The organism is Mameliella sp. CS4, from assembly GCF_019392335.1.
GTDB lineage: Bacteria > Pseudomonadota > Alphaproteobacteria > Rhodobacterales > Rhodobacteraceae > Antarctobacter.
The window spans coordinates 1-15,131 of sequence record NZ_JAHXRQ010000005.1; the positions used below are offsets into that span (position 1 = coordinate 1).

General features: G+C 64.4%; 26 protein-coding genes and 1 tRNA gene. 21 read left to right on the plus strand and 6 right to left on the minus strand.

Going from position 1 to position 15,131, the window contains the following annotated elements; all coding sequences use genetic code 11:
* Window positions 1-346: 346 nt before the first annotated feature.
* Window positions 347-589 carry a hypothetical protein gene (locus tag KZZ07_RS08165; RefSeq protein WP_219513435.1) on the plus strand — a complete coding sequence of 81 codons (243 nt, stop codon included), beginning with the start codon at window positions 347-349 and terminating at the stop codon, window positions 587-589.
* A 1-nt stretch (window position 590) separates the two neighbouring features.
* Here KZZ07_RS08165 and KZZ07_RS08170 read toward each other — a convergent pair whose 3' ends face one another.
* Window positions 591-827 carry a hypothetical protein gene (locus KZZ07_RS08170; RefSeq protein WP_219513436.1) on the minus strand — a complete coding sequence of 79 codons (237 nt, stop codon included), beginning with the start codon at window positions 825-827 and terminating at the stop codon, window positions 591-593.
* A 71-nt stretch (window positions 828-898) separates the two neighbouring features.
* On the opposite strand from KZZ07_RS08170, the gene KZZ07_RS08175 reads away from it, so the two are divergent.
* On the plus strand, window positions 899-1,723 hold the full coding sequence (locus KZZ07_RS08175; protein WP_219513438.1) for a helix-turn-helix domain-containing protein: 825 nt from the start codon (window positions 899-901) through the stop codon (window positions 1,721-1,723).
* On the opposite strand, the gene KZZ07_RS08180 is transcribed toward KZZ07_RS08175, so the two are convergent.
* A complete protein-coding gene (locus tag KZZ07_RS08180) occupies window positions 1,695-2,090 on the minus strand; it encodes a hypothetical protein (RefSeq protein WP_219513440.1) in 396 nt (131 codons plus the stop codon). The two genes, KZZ07_RS08175 and KZZ07_RS08180, sit on opposite strands and share 29 nt — an antisense overlap.
* Window positions 2,091-2,314: 224 nt before the next feature.
* Here KZZ07_RS08180 and KZZ07_RS08185 point away from each other — a divergent pair, with 224 nt between their 5' ends.
* From KZZ07_RS08185 to KZZ07_RS08275, 19 genes are all read left to right on the plus strand, one after another.
* Entirely contained in the window at window positions 2,315-2,617 is a 303-nt protein-coding gene (locus KZZ07_RS08185; protein ID WP_219513442.1) for a hypothetical protein, read from the plus strand.
* Entirely contained in the window at window positions 2,617-2,805 is a 189-nt protein-coding gene (locus KZZ07_RS08190; RefSeq protein WP_219513443.1) for a hypothetical protein, read from the plus strand. The genes KZZ07_RS08185 and KZZ07_RS08190 overlap by 1 nt, the downstream gene beginning before the upstream one ends.
* Window positions 2,802-3,668, plus strand: coding sequence for a phosphohydrolase (locus KZZ07_RS08195; RefSeq protein WP_219513444.1), 867 nt, complete (start codon window positions 2,802-2,804; stop codon window positions 3,666-3,668). The genes KZZ07_RS08190 and KZZ07_RS08195 overlap by 4 nt, the downstream gene beginning before the upstream one ends.
* Window positions 3,665-3,853 carry a hypothetical protein gene (locus tag KZZ07_RS08200; protein ID WP_219513445.1) on the plus strand — a complete coding sequence of 63 codons (189 nt, stop codon included), beginning with the start codon at window positions 3,665-3,667 and terminating at the stop codon, window positions 3,851-3,853. Before KZZ07_RS08195 ends, KZZ07_RS08200 begins: the two co-directional genes overlap by 4 nt.
* Window positions 3,853-4,035 carry a hypothetical protein gene (locus KZZ07_RS08205; RefSeq protein WP_219513446.1) on the plus strand — a complete coding sequence of 61 codons (183 nt, stop codon included), beginning with the start codon at window positions 3,853-3,855 and terminating at the stop codon, window positions 4,033-4,035. The genes KZZ07_RS08200 and KZZ07_RS08205 overlap by 1 nt, the downstream gene beginning before the upstream one ends.
* Complete coding sequence (locus KZZ07_RS08210) at window positions 4,032-4,211, plus strand: hypothetical protein (RefSeq protein WP_219513448.1); 180 nt, start codon at window positions 4,032-4,034, stop codon at window positions 4,209-4,211. Before KZZ07_RS08205 ends, KZZ07_RS08210 begins: the two co-directional genes overlap by 4 nt.
* A complete protein-coding gene (locus KZZ07_RS08215) occupies window positions 4,198-4,524 on the plus strand; it encodes a YfdP family phage-associated protein (RefSeq protein WP_219513449.1) in 327 nt (108 codons plus the stop codon). The genes KZZ07_RS08210 and KZZ07_RS08215 overlap by 14 nt, the downstream gene beginning before the upstream one ends.
* Window positions 4,525-4,547: 23 nt before the next feature.
* The gene (locus tag KZZ07_RS08220) at window positions 4,548-5,372 is read left to right on the plus strand and encodes a DUF2303 family protein (protein WP_255564237.1); all 825 of its coding nucleotides are present in this window, start codon (window positions 4,548-4,550) and stop codon (window positions 5,370-5,372) included.
* Window positions 5,373-5,434: 62 nt separating this feature from the next.
* Window positions 5,435-6,181, plus strand: a complete 747-nt coding sequence (locus tag KZZ07_RS08225) for a hypothetical protein (protein WP_219513451.1) — start codon at window positions 5,435-5,437, stop codon at window positions 6,179-6,181.
* A gap of 9 nt (window positions 6,182-6,190) precedes the next feature.
* Window positions 6,191-6,967: a phosphoadenosine phosphosulfate reductase domain-containing protein gene (locus tag KZZ07_RS08230; protein WP_219513453.1), complete on the plus strand. Its 777-nt coding sequence runs from the start codon at window positions 6,191-6,193 to the stop codon at window positions 6,965-6,967.
* The gene (locus KZZ07_RS08235; protein ID WP_219513454.1) at window positions 6,964-7,656 is read left to right on the plus strand and encodes a hypothetical protein; all 693 of its coding nucleotides are present in this window, start codon (window positions 6,964-6,966) and stop codon (window positions 7,654-7,656) included. Before KZZ07_RS08230 ends, KZZ07_RS08235 begins: the two co-directional genes overlap by 4 nt.
* The gene (locus tag KZZ07_RS08240) at window positions 7,653-7,847 is read left to right on the plus strand and encodes a hypothetical protein (protein ID WP_219513455.1); all 195 of its coding nucleotides are present in this window, start codon (window positions 7,653-7,655) and stop codon (window positions 7,845-7,847) included. The genes KZZ07_RS08235 and KZZ07_RS08240 overlap by 4 nt, the downstream gene beginning before the upstream one ends.
* Window positions 7,844-8,635 (plus strand): hypothetical protein, encoded by a 792-nt coding sequence (locus tag KZZ07_RS08245; RefSeq protein WP_219513456.1) that lies wholly within the window; start codon window positions 7,844-7,846, stop codon window positions 8,633-8,635. Before KZZ07_RS08240 ends, KZZ07_RS08245 begins: the two co-directional genes overlap by 4 nt.
* 318 nt (window positions 8,636-8,953) lie before the next feature.
* Window positions 8,954-9,958 (plus strand): DUF5131 family protein, encoded by a 1,005-nt coding sequence (locus tag KZZ07_RS08250; RefSeq protein ID WP_219513457.1) that lies wholly within the window; start codon window positions 8,954-8,956, stop codon window positions 9,956-9,958.
* Between the two features lie 77 nt (window positions 9,959-10,035).
* The gene (locus KZZ07_RS08255) at window positions 10,036-10,212 is read left to right on the plus strand and encodes a hypothetical protein (protein WP_219513459.1); all 177 of its coding nucleotides are present in this window, start codon (window positions 10,036-10,038) and stop codon (window positions 10,210-10,212) included.
* The gene (locus tag KZZ07_RS08260; protein ID WP_219513460.1) at window positions 10,209-10,370 is read left to right on the plus strand and encodes a hypothetical protein; all 162 of its coding nucleotides are present in this window, start codon (window positions 10,209-10,211) and stop codon (window positions 10,368-10,370) included. Before KZZ07_RS08255 ends, KZZ07_RS08260 begins: the two co-directional genes overlap by 4 nt.
* Entirely contained in the window at window positions 10,363-10,641 is a 279-nt protein-coding gene (locus tag KZZ07_RS08265) for an XkdD/Y8K6 family phage-associated protein (RefSeq protein WP_219513461.1), read from the plus strand. Before KZZ07_RS08260 ends, KZZ07_RS08265 begins: the two co-directional genes overlap by 8 nt.
* The gene (locus tag KZZ07_RS08270) at window positions 10,634-10,885 is read left to right on the plus strand and encodes a hypothetical protein (protein ID WP_219513463.1); all 252 of its coding nucleotides are present in this window, start codon (window positions 10,634-10,636) and stop codon (window positions 10,883-10,885) included. The genes KZZ07_RS08265 and KZZ07_RS08270 overlap by 8 nt, the downstream gene beginning before the upstream one ends.
* 328 nt (window positions 10,886-11,213) lie before the next feature.
* The gene (locus KZZ07_RS08275) at window positions 11,214-12,221 is read left to right on the plus strand and encodes a tyrosine-type recombinase/integrase (RefSeq protein WP_219513464.1); all 1,008 of its coding nucleotides are present in this window, start codon (window positions 11,214-11,216) and stop codon (window positions 12,219-12,221) included.
* A gap of 134 nt (window positions 12,222-12,355) precedes the next feature.
* On the opposite strand, the gene KZZ07_RS08280 is transcribed toward KZZ07_RS08275, so the two are convergent.
* The 4 genes from KZZ07_RS08280 to rpmI all read right to left on the minus strand — a co-directional run bounded on the left by KZZ07_RS08280 (window position 12,356) and on the right by rpmI (window position 15,115).
* Window positions 12,356-12,430 (minus strand) — tRNA-Glu (locus tag KZZ07_RS08280).
* Window positions 12,431-12,899: 469 nt separating this feature from the next.
* Entirely contained in the window at window positions 12,900-14,333 is a 1,434-nt protein-coding gene (locus KZZ07_RS08285; RefSeq protein ID WP_219513465.1) for a calcium-binding protein, read from the minus strand.
* Window positions 14,334-14,533: 200 nt separating this feature from the next.
* Window positions 14,534-14,899: a 50S ribosomal protein L20 gene (rplT, locus tag KZZ07_RS08290; RefSeq protein ID WP_219513466.1), complete on the minus strand. Its 366-nt coding sequence runs from the start codon at window positions 14,897-14,899 to the stop codon at window positions 14,534-14,536.
* A gap of 15 nt (window positions 14,900-14,914) precedes the next feature.
* Complete coding sequence (rpmI, locus tag KZZ07_RS08295) at window positions 14,915-15,115, minus strand: 50S ribosomal protein L35 (protein ID WP_219513468.1); 201 nt, start codon at window positions 15,113-15,115, stop codon at window positions 14,915-14,917.
* Window positions 15,116-15,131: the final 16 nt, after the last annotated feature.

The window sequence follows — 15,131 nt, forward strand, 5'->3', positions numbered from 1 at the left end:
GCCCAGACATAGGCCAAGGGCCACTGCAACTGCCCGCTGAGATACTTGGACAGGGTGCCCTTGCCGACCTGCCCGCCCAGCCGCGCATTGATCGTCTCCGCAGCGGCATCGAGGCAGCCGAAGGTGCCGTCGATCAGCGCCGACATGGCCGCATTGATGGCCCGCCCTTCATTCATCCCGAAACCTCGTTTCCTGTGCACCGGCCCGTGATGCAGGCAGACAGGCGGCATGGGACAGACAGACCGACAACATGTTGACGAAACGCCAGCGCAGGGCGGAAACTGCGGGCGCGCCGGGGTAGCAGCCCGACGCGCCCAACCACATGACGCCAGAAGGAAAACGCCACATGGCAAACGACGACGTGACCCGGATCATCCTGCGGCAGGCCGGGGAAATCCAAGCTCTGAAAACCGTCCTGGCCCAACTGATCTCTCGCCTTGCGGCGGACCATCCGGACACCGAGGGCTATGTCCTCACACTGACCGCTGGCGTGCGCGGCGCGTCCGAGGCCGCGGACGTGCCCTCGGCAATGCTCGACGCGATGGAAGGCGTGGCCGACATGATCGAGGACATGGCCCTGAACGACTGACCTACGCATCGCGGGATCTCCCGAGCCGCCGGAATGCCGCCTCGCCTTCCCGCGCCGCTTGCCGCGCTTGCTTCTCTGCAGAGGCAAGCGCGGCGGCAAAATCCATCCGCGCCTTGCGCTGCGCCACCTCGGCGCGGTGTCGGATCACCCAGGCCGCCAGACAGCCCGCGCCGAACCCGGCAAGCGCACCGACCAGGACGGTGAGGAAGAGGAAGGCAGTGAAGGCGATGGGGGTCATGCGGCGCTCTCCTGTTCAGCGTCCGGGTTCGGGACCCACGACTCGGCAGGCACAGCGCCGCCGGTGAGACGATGAATCCGGACCGCCAGAACCAACCCGGGCACCTTTTTGCCGCCCAGCAGGTCACAGAGGTAACCGGGGGAGATTTCGAGCCGGCGCGCCCATGCGGCCTGGCTATCTCCGGAGTTTTTGATGAAGTCAGCGAACATCTTGAGAATCTTCTCACACAGAGAAGATCGCCCCGTCAAGATTTGAATTCTTTGTCAGCGAATATTCTCTCTCAGCGTATTGCCCGGAGCAGCCCGCCGAAGGACAACCCGCACATGGGTCCAATCATCCTCAAGCAATTGAAAACGCTGCGCATGACGCAGACCGCCCTTGCCGACAAGGTCGGCATCAGCGCGGGCTACCTCAGCGAATTGATCTCGGGCAAGAAACAGCCCTCGATGGCAACGCTCAACGCGATTGCCGAAGCTCTGGAGATCACGACTGCCGAATTGCACGGCGCGCCGACACCGGCACCGGGCTTTCAGGAGCCGCCGGAAAGCTTTGTCTCCCCGGTAAAGGAAACGCCGGAGGATCTGCGCCAGGCCCTGACAGAACAGCCCGGCCACGCCGCCTACCGCATCAACCGCGCAGCCATCCCCTTCGGCATGCTGGCAGGTGACATCATCATCCTGGAACTCGGGAAAGGCGGGCACCCCGGCGACCTGGTGATTGCCACCCAGGTCGACACCTTCGGCGCCGCCGAGACTTTTCTGGCCCGCAAGATCGGGGACAGCTTCATGCTACCCGATCCGCAGGACCCGCCGCGCAAGTCACGCGGCGGAACGATAATTACCGTGATGGGCCGGGTGGCGGCCGTGTTCAGGAATACAGGTCCCTCTGCCCACTGAACACCTTTCGCGCCGACGTCATGTTGTCGAACACCTGCCCTTCGACCCAGTACCGACCGTCGCCAATGTCGCGCAATTCGCGCCCGTAACGCACCTCGACGATCCGACCCGGCGCCTTGCCGCCACCGGGCGCAGGCACTGCCCTGCGTTCTGCATCGACAGTTTCCGCGATGAAGGCGACGGCCCGCGCCAGGTGCGCCAACAGCACCAGCAGCAAGCCACCCACAACCGATGGCACCGCCGCCATGATGCCGGGCAGCGGATCGCGCTCGCCGACGTTCAGCGCAATCAGCACCATGCCACCCGCGACCGTCAGCCAGCCAATGATCTCGATCACAGCGGACAATTTCCGCAATCCGTCAAACATCAAACCCCTCCACCAGATCAATGCCACGACCGTAGCCGCAGGACCGTTACAGCTCAACGATTCACCTCGGCGGCAACCGATATTCTCCTGTGGCGAATATTTCTCTTGACGCGAATATTCTCTGTCAGCTAATTCTCCCTTCATCCCACCCCGGCCACATCCCCCGCGATGCACCCGCCGGGACACCCCGCCCGCCGTCAGGCAGGCACTTGGATGGAGGCCATATGCGTATCCCCCGCGATTTCACCGCCGATCTACTTGTCCCGCCCTCGGGCGCGGTTGACCGGATCACCTGCCTGGACGCCTGGCTGCGGCTGAAAGCCCGCCAGCGGCTGGAGGATGGCACCAGCGCCGCCATTGAACCGCAGCGCCTCTCGCGCCTCCTGCGCCTGCCCACCCCGGTCAACGAGATCGACGCCGCCCGCATCAACGCCCTGCCCGCCACCCGCGCCGCCATCGCCAGGCTGGGCGCCCGCGCAGGCTCCCGCGAGATCGCGGCCTACACCTACCGACCGGGGTGCACGTGATGGACGCGCTCACCCGAGAAGCCGCGGACCATCTCTGGTACGCCCGCGCCGTCCTCGCCGACATTGCAGCCCAGGACACCGCCACGGTGATCGAGGCCTGCCGCATGGTCGAAACCAAAAGCGACGACCTGCAGGAATGGAAAGACGTCCGCGCCCTGCGGGAACGCCTGGAGAGAGAGGCCGCATGACACGCACGATCTGCATCTACCATGTCAATTGCGCAGATGGTTTCACCGCCGCTTGGGCCGTTCGAGAAGCCCTTGGCGACGCCGTCGAATACATTCCGGCAGGCTACGGCAGCGAGCCGCCCGACGTCACAGGCGCCGACGTGATCATCGTCGATTTCAGTTACAAGCGCCCAGTGCTGGAACGCATGGCGCAGACCGCGCGGTCCATCCTGATTCTCGACCACCACAAGACAGCCCAGGCGGATCTTGCCGGGTTGCCGTCCCCCGCTGGCGGCTGGGAGGCGCACCGCTCATCCGCTGGAAACCCCGTCGCCCTCTTCGACATGGACCGCAGCGGCGCGCAGATGGCCTGGGCCTATTTCCACGAGGGCGCCGCCCCTGCCATTGTCGACTATGTCGCCGACCGTGATCTGTGGCAGTGGCGGCTTGAACACTCGCACGAGATCAGCGCCGTGATCGCCTCCTACGACATGACCTTCGACCGCTGGCACGAATTGGCGGCGAACATGCAGGCAGACTACGATCTGGGCCTGATGGCCGACGAGGGCGCCGCGATCCTGCGCGCCCGCAACAAGATCGTGCAGAGCATCATCGATAGCACGTTCCGCACCATGCAGATCGGCGGACACATTGTGCCCGTTGCCAACGGCCCTTACGCGCTTGCCTCCGAGGTTGCTGGTACATTGGCCGAGGGCGCCCCCTTCGCCGCCAGCTATGTCGACACTCCTAAGGGTCGCGCCTTCTCGCTGCGGTCCAGAGCCGATGGTGAGGATGTTTCCGAAATTGCGGCCCGCTTCGGCGGCGGCGGTCATCGTCAAGCCGCCGGTTTCCTTGCCCCGCTCCGCTGGGAGGGTGAGGCATGACCCAGCATGACAAATGGGGCGGTCAGCAGACCGCCGAACACACCTACGGCACCAGTGATGCCGGAATGGACGACCTCGGCATGGGTGAGGCCGCGCGCCGCAGGCACCGCCGCTGGATCTTTGCCCTGCCCATCCTTGCCATCCTGGCGCTGGCCGCCGCGCGCATGGTGCTGGCGGCACCGTGATGAAAACCATCCTGTCCATCGTCGCGGGCGTCCTGCTGATCGCCACTGCGGTCATGACGCTGCTGTGCATGCGCGAGTGGCCCGTCATGCGCCGCGGCGAACGCCAGGCCGCGGTCTGCCTGGTCGCCCTCTTCGCCGCCGTCACCGCAGGCCTGACCCTTTACGCGCGAGGCCTGCAATGACCCCCGCCGAGGCCCGCGCAATCCTCGCAGACCCGGCGCCCCACGACGACGCGAAGATCCGCGACGCCGCCCGCCTGCTGATCGAGGCGGGAGACCCCGACGACATCCAGAAAGCCCGCAGGTTCGTCAGCTTCGGCCTGCGCCACACAGGAAAGGACTCGCATGCCACGCGATGAACTGAACTTCCTCGAATTCCTCCAGACTTTTCGGCGCGGCGAACTGCTGCGCGAGGTGGATGCCCGCCTGCTGGAGGTTCTGGAGGCCATCCAGGAGACCGGCAACAGCGGCGAGATCACGCTGAAACTGCCGCTCAAGGTGAACAAGGCGGGGCAGATCGAATGCGTCCCTCAGGTCACCGCCAAGAAGCCGCGCCGCGAGCTGGGCGCCGGAATCTACTTCCTCAGCGACGACGCGCGGCTGTCGCGCCGCGATCCCAACCAGGGCGACTGGCTGGACGAGGTCGAAAGCCGCCGCGACGCGGCGGAATGAACCCAAACCCGAAAGGACCTGACATGACCGAAACCGCACAGACCGATCCGCGCGCCGCGCTGGACGTCGCCCTGAACGCCGCCCGGCTGGCCGACCCGGTGATAGAGGGCGAACACGGCAAACGCTTCACCTTCGGCCCGACCGATTTCAAGCTGACGGAGATCCCGAACCCACATGCCCTGCCGCCGCACATCCAGGCACAGCCCGTGGTGGACGACGCGCAGTCGCTGATCACCTATGCCAACCGGTTCAGCAGCGCCGAGTCCCTGCTGATCGCGGACATCGACAGCCTGCGCGTCATGGCCTGCCTCGACTACCACGCCGGCAACCAGGACTCCGAGCCGCTGGTCCCGGGTCCGCGCAAGCACACCGCCACGCTGCAATTGCGCGAAAGCGAGGAGTTTAAGCGATGGAACGAGGTGCAGGGCGAGCTTATCGACCAGATGGCTTTTGCCGAGTTCCTGGACGAGAACGCCAGCGATATCATCGACCCGGAACCCACCGTCATGATCGAGATCGCCCGCGACCTCGAAGCCACCCAGGGCGTCAATTTCAAATCCTCGACCCGGCTGCAGACCGGTGAGCGGTCAATCGTCTACGAGACCGAGACCCACACCAAGGGCGAGATGAAGGTGCCAACCCAGTTCACCCTGCAGATCCCGCTTTTCGCGGGCGAGGCGCCTGTCGACATCACCGCCAGCTTCCGGTTCCGCCCCTCCGCCGGCGGCCTGAAACTCGGATTCGTCTGGCGCCGGGTCGAGTACCGCCGCCAGGCAGAGTTCCAGCAGGTGGCAACGCGCATCGCCGAAGGCACCGGCCTGCCGGTGGTCTTTGGCCGCCCGGCGTAAGCTGGCCCCCAGCGCCTGCGCCGCCAGCCCGGCGGCGCATCCCCTCCCAGAAAGGAAATCCCATGACGACGCTCGAAGATCTTCGGAACGCCCGCCAGGCGGAACTGCGGTTGGCGCAGGCACAGGTCGCCCTCTGCGACGCCCTCATGAAACATGCCCGCACGCTGGAGGAGGACCAACTGGCAATGGACGTCGAGACCGACAGCAAGGGCAAGATGTCGATCATGCTGCGGCTGGCCAACACCGCCGCACCGAACAGCACGCCCGCCGCCCCCAAACCCGGCGACTGGACCGACGACGAGGACATGACCCTGCTGGCCGAGGCCGAGAAAGGCACGCCGGTCAAACAGATCGCGCCCAAGGTCGGGCGCAGCTGGCAGGCCGTGGCCAAGCGGCTCAAGGCCCTGAAACAGGCGCAGGACGAAGAGGGCGGCGAACCCGAGCCCACGCCTGCCTCCGCGCCTGCGGCCTTGCCCACCGCAACCACCCGCGACCCCGGCGAAACCGGGCTGGCCTTGTCCTTCCCCGGCCTCGGCACGGCCCGCGAAAAGGCCGCCGAACGCCGGATGCGGGCCATCGGCTACCCGGCCCCGCACAGCCCGCAGTCGGATCTGAAACTGGTCGAATCCATCATGCGCGGCGATGGCATGAGCCTTGCCGCCAATACGGCAGGCCTCGAAAAGGATGCCGCCGGCAAGCGCTGGAAGGCGCTGATGGCCGAGGTGACGATCGATAACCAGACGGCCCTGCTGACCGTCCTGCGCCTGCGCTACGAACTGGAACGGCGCGCCAGCGGCCAGGCAGCGTGATGCACCCCCATGCGTGACACCTTCGAGTTCCCCGACCCCCAGCCCATCCCGCAGGCAATTTGCGAAATGCTGGATGCTGGCGCTCTGTTCGCCGTCAACCACAGCGCTGGCAAGGACAGCCAAGCCATGCTGATCACGCTGCGACGCATGGGCGTGCCGGATTCCCAGATTGTCGTCGTTCACGCCGATCTCGGCGAGGTCGAATGGCCCGGAAACATCGAGCACATCACGGACACTATCGGCAATGTACCGTTGATCATCGCCAAAGCCCGCAAATCGTTTTTCGAAATGGTAGAACATCGCCAGATGTTCCCAAGCCCCGGCCAACGCCAGTGCACCAGTGACCTGAAACGCGGCCCCATACAGCGCGAACTCCGCCGCTATCTAAAGGCCAACCCTCAGTTCGGGGGGCGGATCGTCAACTGCATGGGAATGCGGTCCCAGGAAAGCCCAGCCCGTGCCAGACGGAATCCGGTTTCCAGGAATGTGGGATGTTCTGTTGCAGGACGGGAATGGATCGACTGGCTTCCCATCCATGACATGCTGCATTTCGACGTGTTCGCTACCATCCTGTCCGCAGGGCAGCGACCACACTGGGCCTACTACGCAGGAATGACCCGCCTTTCCTGCGTCTTCTGTATCATGGCCAGCGCAGCCGACCTGACAACCGCTGCCCGACTGATGCGCGATCTCTACCGCCGCTATGTTGAGACCGAAAAGCGGGTCGGTCACACCCTCAGTATGTCCGGGCGCGGCTTGGAAGAAATTACCGGAGTGACCGCGTGACCCGCCCCCTCCGCGTCCTCATCGGTTGCGAGTCTTCCGGCATTGCCCGCAGGGCCTTTGCCGCGCTGGGGCATGATGTCTGGTCCTGTGACATCGAACCGGCGGAGGACGGCAGCAATAGGCACATCCGCTGCGATATCCGCGACGGCATCCTGACCGAGGGCTGGGATCTGCTGACCGTCATGCATCCGCCCTGCACCAGGCTCTGCCGCTCCGGCCGCCGGTGGATGAGCGGCGCAGGCAAATGGACCCCGCCCAAACGCCTACCGAAAGGGCGCACATGGACCGACATGCGGGCCGAGTTCGAGACCGGCATCGAGGTATTCACGGCCTGCTGGGGCGCTCCTATTCCGCGCGTGGCCATCGAGAACCCGGAAATGAACGACCTGGCGCGCGACCGGATGCCCGATGATCTGCCCGCACCGTCGATGGTGCAGCCGTTCTGGTTCGGCGAACCCGCCTACAAGTCCACCGGCTGGTATCTGCGCGGCCTGCCCGAGCTGGTCGAGACCAACCGCCTGCCAGAGCCGGAACGCGGATCCGACGAATGGAAAGCCTGGAACAAGGTCCACCGAATGCCACCGGGCCCCGACCGCGCCCGCCTGCGCAGCCGGTCCTTCCCCGGCATGATGAACGCCGCCGCCGATCAATGGGGCGGCTACGCCCTCGCACAGGAGACAGCAGCATGACCCGCCGCGCCGCCACATCTTCGCTCGCTCTTTGCATCACGGTCGAACCCGTGGCCCTCGGGCACCCGCAGGAGGGCAGATACCAGGCGCAGGTGCGCTGGGACGAGGATACCGTCACCGCCTACGGCGACACGGCGCCCCTGGCTGCGCTGGCGGTGGCGACAAAGATCAACAGGGAGACATGGGGATGACCGACAAACCGATCCTTTTCAGCGGCCCGATGGTCCGCGCCCTGCTGGACGGTCGAAAGACTCAGACGCGGCGTGTGCTGAAGCCGTGGCCCGGCTATCAGGCGGAATGGCTCAGCATGGAAACACTTCACAGCGCACCGACCTGTTATCTTGCTGATGTGGACGGGCACCTTGGAGTGCAAATGCAGCATCCTCGGGCAGGCACCGTCTACCAAGGCGTCGACATAGACGCCATGTCGCCTCTCACCTGGGTCCGCCTACCCTACGCCATCGGAGACCGCCTCTGGGTGAGGGAAGCGTGGCGCACATCACGGCACTACGACGACCTCAAGCCCAGCGAAATGGGCGGTGAGGAGCCTGTGCAGTTCATCGCAGATGGATCAGTCGACGCCCATGCAGGGCGCGTCGATGACCTGTCGGGGCGGGCGCGGCCAGGTATGTTCATGCCCCGCTGGGCCTCACGTCTGACGCTGATCGTGACGGACGTGCGCGTGCAGCGGTTGCAGGAGATCAGCGCCGACGATGCCAGGGCAGAGGGCGTGCAGCCTGTCTACGACCCCGCCAGCGACACAGGGGACCCTGCATACATGAATTATCAAAAAACCGGCGAGGCATTCGCCGGACTCGGTGCCGCACGTCTCAGTTTCATGACGCTCTGGGACAGCCTGAACGCCCCGCGCGGCTTCGACTGGTACGTCAACCCGTGGGTCGCAGCCTACACGTTCGAGATCCACCGCGAGAACATCGACCAGATGACCGACACCCTGCAACAGATGAGGACGACATGAATAGTAACAGTATACGTGTGACATTCCAAAGCGACGACGACGCCGTGATGGCGTTAGAGGCGGCAGGGTTCAGCGTCGGACGCTTGCAAGCGAGTTCGCCGCGCGGGATCATGTTCGGAGACTTTGACATCCAGAAGTGGCGGAACCTGAGCGCATCCGACCGGGACAGCCTCGATGGCCACCTATGCCGCCACGGCTCGGCTGGGGCGCCCGCATCGGTGACTATTAATTCCGCCGATCACATACCGGCGAAAGCCATCAACAAAGTGACCGCCGCTGCCCTGCGGGCGCATCCCACCCAACCCCCGGAGTCCCCCAATGGCTGAACACAGCACGATAGAATGGACCGATGCCACCTGGAACCCGATCACCGGGTGCAGCGTGGTCTCGCCCGGCTGCACCAACTGCTACGCCATGAAGCTGGCAGGCACCCGTCTGCGCAACCATCCCAGCCGGGCCGGGCTGACCGACAGCAGCCGCGCCGGACCCGTCTGGAACGGCAAGGTGCGGCTGAACGACCAATGGCTGGAACAGCCGATCCACTGGCGCCGGGGCCGCAACGTCTTTGTCTGCGCCCACGGCGACCTTTTCCACGAGGACGTGCCCGACGACTGGATCGACGCGGTGTTCGCCGTCATGGCACTCGCCCCGCAGCACAACTTCCAGGTGCTGACCAAGCGGGCGGCGCGGATGCGGACCTATATGTCTCATGTCAACGCACACGGCGAAACCAGGCATGAAATCATCGAACGCAAGGCGCGGCACATGTTCGAGTACGCCGACGCATGGATGACGGAAAGCTGGCCCCTGCCCAACGTCTGGATGGGTGTCTCTGTCGAGAACCAGGCCGAGGCCGACCGCCGCATCCCGCACCTTCTGTCGATCCCCGCCCACGTCCGGTTCCTGTCTTGCGAGCCGCTGCTGGGGCCGGTGGATTTGACCGCGATCCGACGCACCAGAGAACTCGGGTTCATGCGCCCGCTGGATGGTCGGTTCAACCGCATCGACTGGGTCATCGCAGGCGGCGAGAGCGGCCCCGGCGCCCGGCCCAGCAACCCGCAATGGTTCCGCGACCTGCGCGACCAGTGCGCGGCGGCAGGCGTGCCCTTCCACTTTAAGCAGTGGGGCGAGTGGCACCCCGGCGACGGCATGGGCGATGACATCGATGGCAGCGCGTTCGGCTGCTTCGATGATGCGGGCAGGTGGGTGCATCCCGTGCAGCAGGACTTCGCCGCCACCCGCACGACCATGTTCCGCATCGGCAAATCGCGCGCCCTGCGCCAGCTCGACGGAGTGACACATGACGGATTCCCCACGCCCTGACATTCCGTCAGGCGTCCCCCGCCGTCCCAACCGGTGGCAGGCCAAGGCGGCGGGGGTTCTGAACAAGGAGAGACGTGATGCTGAAACTTCTTTCGTTCTTGTGGAGCGGGTGCTTCCACAAATGGAAGGCAACCAGCCAAGCAATATACGATAGCGGTTCCGGGGAGCGCGGCCCGATTGTCTATGCAGTTTGTGAAAAGTGCGGGAAACGAACGCATTTCAAAAATGCCACAATAGGAGACTGGGAGAAATGACCAACACATCACGAGAAGCCGTCGAGGCGCTGGCGCGTGACGTTGAGAAGTACAGAAACTTGCCAACCAGAAAGGAAGGCGCCGAGGCCCGCGACAGGCTGGCGAAAGACGGCGGCGCCAGAGCCGAGGCAGCCCTACAGGAGAAACCCGATGAGTGAACGCAAATGGACGCCGGGGTCTTGGTATTTTGACGGAAGATCTGTTCGCGCCGAAGGTTTCCCGCGTACTGCTGACCATCATTTGACGGACGCTTTTGTAACCGGGCCGTGCAATTTTGATGACGCTCACTTAATCGCAGCGGCGCCCGATCTGTATGAGGCGCTGGAGGAAGCAACAAAATGGGCTGACAAGTTCGGTTGGGCCGCGCCGTGGTATGACGACGCCCGCACAGCCCTAGCCAAAGCAGAAGGACGCACCCACGATGAGTGATGAACTGAAAGAGCGACTGCGTAGCGCCTTGACCTCATACGAGGCCGCAGGCGTTGAAGGATCGCACGGTGCCCGCGAAATGAGAGGCGCGCTTAATCGCATCACCGACCTCGAAGCCCAGCTTGCCGAGGCGCGGGCCGATGGGATGCGGGAGGCGGCATCTCTGGTTGGTTCGATGGGGACTGAATACCACCCCGTGTCAAACGCCATCCTCGCAGCTATCGAGAAGGGGGAAGGGTCATGAGCGACAATCAAGCATGGATCATCGGCGGGCTGATATTCTGGGGACTGCTTCTGAATGGGTGCATGCAGTCATGACCCCGCCAGACCTATCACCCGGAGAGTTCATCTGCCCTCTCTGCTACCGCCGCCACCGTTTCGGCGCTGAACCGGAAGGGATGTTCTGATGACCTCCCCCCGCCCTCTCTCAGAGCGCGCCCTGCGGGAGGCGGCGCAGGTGGCATCTGACACCGGCTGCCCTATCGTGATCGAGAGCGGGGGGCGGGTTTACAAGGTAATGCCGCCGGAACAGTCTGAGAAGCCCGTGAACCCTGCCGATCTGGTGAATTGGGATGATTAAGCGCCACCTGCCGCCGAACATCTACCGGACGCGCGGCGTGCTGTATTTCTACCGCCGCCCGGGCCCGTGGATCAAGCTGGAAACCCAGTTTCCGGAGGGAGAGCCGGTTCCGTTCGCCCTGCACCAGGAGCGCGAGCGGCTGTTGTCCCAGCCCGCGCCGGTCAAGCCGGGTCAGGACATTGCAGCGGTCATCAGGCACTACATGGCAAGCCGGAAATACGCTCGCAAGGCCAGCCGCACGCGGGCCGACTACGAGGCGCACCTGATTGCGCTGTCCGAAAAGCTGGGGAAGATCGAGCCGCGCCGGATCGAGCGCCGCCACGTAATCGAGTGGCTGGACGCATGGGCCAAGGCCGCGACCCCGCACCTGGCGAATTACCGGCTGCGCGTGTTCCGTATCGTCATGGAGCACGCCATAGACATGGGCCTGCTCAGCGCGGGGCAGAACCCGGCGAAAGGCGTGACCGAACTGGAATACGACCGGGTAGAGCGCCAGCCGTGGCCGGTCAATCTCGTGCAGGCATTCCGGTCCGAAGCCGAGGGCGATACGCTGCTGCTCTTTGAGATGCTGCTAGGGCTGGGCCAGCGCGTCGGAGACACGCTTAGCCTGCGCTGGCCGCAGTACGATGGGGATTGGTTCGCCGTGCGCCAGAGGAAGACAGGAAACCGCGTGTGGCTTCCTGTGCCGCCCGCGCTGGCCGAGACGCTGGACGCTCGCCCGCGCGATGCCCTGTTCATCTTCCCGAACGCGGATCTGACCGGGCACCTGACCTACAGCGCCGCGCGGCAACGCTTCATGCGGGTGCGCAAGAGGATCGGCGCGGAGGCCTACGACATTCACGCCCTGCGCCACACGCGGGCCAGTGAACTGGCCGCCGCCGGTCATGATGATGCTACGATCATGGCAATCACCGGCCACAAGAGCGTTGCGGCGCTGAGGATTTACACCGAGGAAGCCCGCCAGAAGGCGCGGGCGGAACGGACCAAAAACAGAACGTGAATGTTTGGGCCGATGTTTGGAAACAGGCGAACGCGAAAGCTAAGCCGCTGTCCGAAAAGGTGAAAATCGCCGCCTGTCACCGGATAGACAATCCGGTGCTCTCCCGTTGAGCTACGCGACCCACGTGCCGGGCCTGGCAGGGCGTACGGGATTCGAACCCGTGTTATCCGCTCGAAAGGCGGGTGTCCTGACCCCTAGACGAACGCCCCATTGGCCATGTCGGGACATTAGGTGAATAAATCGCGCCGATCAATATTTTTATTGTTTATTTTCATGCACTTAAATAATTTGCAGCACGGTCCCGTTCACCCCCTAGAAGGGGTGTTGAAGACCGGAACGCCGGGGTCGTATGGATCTGGGTCGGGAACGGAGACGGAGGACAGGGGTCCTCCGCCTCCTCGGGATCGTCAGGGTCTTCGGCCAAGGCGGCTCCTTTCTGCGGAACAAAAGAAAAGGGGCGGCATCACATGGATGCCGCCCCTCGGGATAAAACCGGATCTGACTGCTAGTCGCCGCGCGCGCACAAGCACCCGATCCCCCGAGGGGGGCCGGGATCGCATTCTGCAAAGGGGCTGCGCGTGAACATGACAGGTCTTTTTCGGTTGAACTCAGATCGCCTGCTTAACAGAAGCCCGCCCCGTGCCAAAGACGAAATGGCCATAACGCGCGGCCACGAGGTCACAGCGCGAAATCGTCCGCCGTCAGCCCCGTGACACCGGCCACGCGGATCTCGGCATCGGCTACCCCGTCGCCCGTCGTCTCGAACTGGACGATACTGGACCCGGAGGCCGTTTCGATCACGCGGATCTGGTTCGCGCCGGTAAAGGCGCCGGTTCCGACAAAGGTGAAGGCCCCAGGCGTCATCGAGACCACGTTGATCACGTCCACCCCCTGTTCAAAGTCCAGGATCTGGTCGCGGGTCACGCCAATCCCGGCCTGCGCGATAGTGCGGAACACAAAGATATCCGCGTCCGCGCCCCCGGTCAGAAAGTCGAGACCAAGCCCCCCGGCCAGCTCGTCCTCACCGGCGCGGCCGCGCAGGACATCGCTTTCGTCCCCACCCTCAAGGATGTCATTGCCACCACCACCGTCCAGAGTGTCCCTGCCCGCGCCGCCATCAAGGTTGTCCGCCCCGTCCTGGCCAACCAGCACATCATTCCCCAGACCTCCGACCAGTTCGTCATCGCCGGCCCCGCCGTTCAGGGTGTCGTTCTGTGGCCCGCCATCCAGCAGATCGTCCCCGTCGCCCCCCAGCAGCATGTCCGGAAACTCTCCACCGTAAAGCGAATCGTCCCCGCCGTGTCCCGCAAGCAGGTCGGCATTTTCGTTGCCTTCGAAGCGGTCTGCAGCGTCGGAGCCGATCAGGGTGTCATTGTCCGCCCCACCCCGCACGGTGCCGACGACGCCCCCGGCCCCCGCGTTCCGGAACAGGTCTTCGCCCGCCAGCAGTTCTACGTCGCCGAAAATCGTACCGCTATTGCTGACCACATCTGCAGCGCCGCCGGTTTCCAGCGCCGGATCTGTCCCGTGTACCGTGATCGTCCCGCTGTTGAGCACCGTCGTCCCCGCCCCTGACCCGGCCCGGATGCCACTGGTCTGGATCAACCCGGAATTGGCCAGGTAGACGCCAAACTCCGCCTCCGCGAACAGCTCGTCCCCGATCATGTCACCACTGTTGATGAGACGCAGCGCATCAAGCCCGTTGTTGGACGCGATGATTGCCCCGGTGTCGGCCGAGATCAGGCCAGTGTTGGTCAGGTTGAGGCTCATGTCGGGATTGCCCGCCATCGCGATCGCCGCGCCGCTGCTGCTGATGTCGCCGTGGTTCGTCAGGGAGTGGAGACCGGTCGAGCCCGGGGCATAGTCTACCGCCGCCGCGACACCATTGATCGTGCCGAAATTGCTCACCTTGCTGCCCGGAGAGAGCACCGTCACCGCCGCTGCGCCGGAAAAGACGGCGCCGTGGTTGTGAAACTCCGTCGACAAGGCCCCCGCGTCCAGCGTGACGGCATCCGCAGACGCGTAGATCTGAGCGTCCTGCAGGGTGAACATCTCGTCACCATTGATCACGGTGACGGGGATCGCGGACGCGCCCTGAAAAACCACAGCCATGAGGGAGTTCCTTTCGTGTCGGGGAAAATGTCACTTGCGATCCTAACGAAGCCGAGACCGCTTTGCGCGCATTTCTGCGCCGCCGCACGCGCGACACGCGCATAATCGCGCATCCGGTCCGCGGGAATTTCAGACCGGCGCAAAAGAAAAGGCCCGGGCGCTGTGCCCGGGCCTTGTCAAACGTTCAGGTTGCGCTCGGCTCAGGCCGGCAGCGCGCCTTTCGCCTGATCGACGATGGCGGCGAACGCCTCGGGCTCGTGCACGGCCAGATCGGCCAGGACCTTGCGGTCGACCTCGATGCCGGCCAGCGACAGGCCATTGATGAAACGCGAGTAGGTCAGCGATTCGTCATGGGCGCGCACAGCCGCGTTGATGCGCTGGATCCACAGGGCGCGGAAGTTGCGCTTGCGGTTCTTGCGGTCGCGGGTCTTATACTGGTTGGCCTTGTCCACAGCCTGCGCCGCCACCTTGAAGGTGTTCTTGCGGCGGCCGTAGTAACCTTTGGCCTGGTCCGTGATCTTCTTGTGACGCGCGTGGGTGACGGTTCCGCCTTTGGTACGGGACATCTTATATCCTCCTGATCAGCGGTCGTAGGGCATGAACTGCTTGACGATCTTGGCGTCAGGCTTGCTCATGACAGTGGTGCCGCGTGCGTCGCGGATGAATTTCTTGGTGCGCTTGATCATGCCGTGGCGTTTGCCGGCCTGGGCCGTCATCACCTTGCCGGTGGCGCTTACCTTGAAGCGCTTCTTGGCGCTCGACTTGGTCTTCATCTTGGGCATTTCTATCTCCATTACT

What these genes read in the sequence shown, in the direction of transcription:
- KZZ07_RS08250 (WP_219513457.1), top strand. Translation starts at nt 8,954, where the DNA reads ATGGCTGAACACAGCACGATAGAATGGACCGATGCCACCTGGAACCCG.
- KZZ07_RS08175 (WP_219513438.1), top strand. Translation starts at nt 899, where the DNA reads ATGAATCCGGACCGCCAGAACCAACCCGGGCACCTTTTTGCCGCCCAG.
- rpmI (WP_219513468.1), bottom strand. Translation starts at nt 15,115, where the DNA reads ATGCCCAAGATGAAGACCAAGTCGAGCGCCAAGAAGCGCTTCAAGGTA.
- KZZ07_RS08225 (WP_219513451.1), top strand. Translation starts at nt 5,435, where the DNA reads ATGACGACGCTCGAAGATCTTCGGAACGCCCGCCAGGCGGAACTGCGG.
- KZZ07_RS08215 (WP_219513449.1), top strand. Translation starts at nt 4,198, where the DNA reads ATGCCACGCGATGAACTGAACTTCCTCGAATTCCTCCAGACTTTTCGG.
- KZZ07_RS08230 (WP_219513453.1), top strand. Translation starts at nt 6,191, where the DNA reads ATGCGTGACACCTTCGAGTTCCCCGACCCCCAGCCCATCCCGCAGGCA.
- KZZ07_RS08255 (WP_219513459.1), top strand. Translation starts at nt 10,036, where the DNA reads ATGCTGAAACTTCTTTCGTTCTTGTGGAGCGGGTGCTTCCACAAATGG.
- KZZ07_RS08265 (WP_219513461.1), top strand. Translation starts at nt 10,363, where the DNA reads ATGAGTGAACGCAAATGGACGCCGGGGTCTTGGTATTTTGACGGAAGA.
- KZZ07_RS08210 (WP_219513448.1), top strand. Translation starts at nt 4,032, where the DNA reads ATGACCCCCGCCGAGGCCCGCGCAATCCTCGCAGACCCGGCGCCCCAC.
- KZZ07_RS08245 (WP_219513456.1), top strand. Translation starts at nt 7,844, where the DNA reads ATGACCGACAAACCGATCCTTTTCAGCGGCCCGATGGTCCGCGCCCTG.
- KZZ07_RS08200 (WP_219513445.1), top strand. Translation starts at nt 3,665, where the DNA reads ATGACCCAGCATGACAAATGGGGCGGTCAGCAGACCGCCGAACACACC.
- KZZ07_RS08220 (WP_255564237.1), top strand. Translation starts at nt 4,548, where the DNA reads ATGACCGAAACCGCACAGACCGATCCGCGCGCCGCGCTGGACGTCGCC.
- KZZ07_RS08260 (WP_219513460.1), top strand. Translation starts at nt 10,209, where the DNA reads ATGACCAACACATCACGAGAAGCCGTCGAGGCGCTGGCGCGTGACGTT.
- KZZ07_RS08170 (WP_219513436.1), bottom strand. Translation starts at nt 827, where the DNA reads ATGACCCCCATCGCCTTCACTGCCTTCCTCTTCCTCACCGTCCTGGTC.
- KZZ07_RS08165 (WP_219513435.1), top strand. Translation starts at nt 347, where the DNA reads ATGGCAAACGACGACGTGACCCGGATCATCCTGCGGCAGGCCGGGGAA.
- KZZ07_RS08185 (WP_219513442.1), top strand. Translation starts at nt 2,315, where the DNA reads ATGCGTATCCCCCGCGATTTCACCGCCGATCTACTTGTCCCGCCCTCG.
- KZZ07_RS08195 (WP_219513444.1), top strand. Translation starts at nt 2,802, where the DNA reads ATGACACGCACGATCTGCATCTACCATGTCAATTGCGCAGATGGTTTC.
- KZZ07_RS08240 (WP_219513455.1), top strand. Translation starts at nt 7,653, where the DNA reads ATGACCCGCCGCGCCGCCACATCTTCGCTCGCTCTTTGCATCACGGTC.
- KZZ07_RS08205 (WP_219513446.1), top strand. Translation starts at nt 3,853, where the DNA reads ATGAAAACCATCCTGTCCATCGTCGCGGGCGTCCTGCTGATCGCCACT.
- KZZ07_RS08275 (WP_219513464.1), top strand. Translation starts at nt 11,214, where the DNA reads ATGATTAAGCGCCACCTGCCGCCGAACATCTACCGGACGCGCGGCGTG.
- KZZ07_RS08190 (WP_219513443.1), top strand. Translation starts at nt 2,617, where the DNA reads ATGGACGCGCTCACCCGAGAAGCCGCGGACCATCTCTGGTACGCCCGC.
- rplT (WP_219513466.1), bottom strand. Translation starts at nt 14,899, where the DNA reads ATGTCCCGTACCAAAGGCGGAACCGTCACCCACGCGCGTCACAAGAAG.
- KZZ07_RS08285 (WP_219513465.1), bottom strand. Translation starts at nt 14,333, where the DNA reads ATGGCTGTGGTTTTTCAGGGCGCGTCCGCGATCCCCGTCACCGTGATC.
- KZZ07_RS08270 (WP_219513463.1), top strand. Translation starts at nt 10,634, where the DNA reads ATGAGTGATGAACTGAAAGAGCGACTGCGTAGCGCCTTGACCTCATAC.
- KZZ07_RS08180 (WP_219513440.1), bottom strand. Translation starts at nt 2,090, where the DNA reads ATGTTTGACGGATTGCGGAAATTGTCCGCTGTGATCGAGATCATTGGC.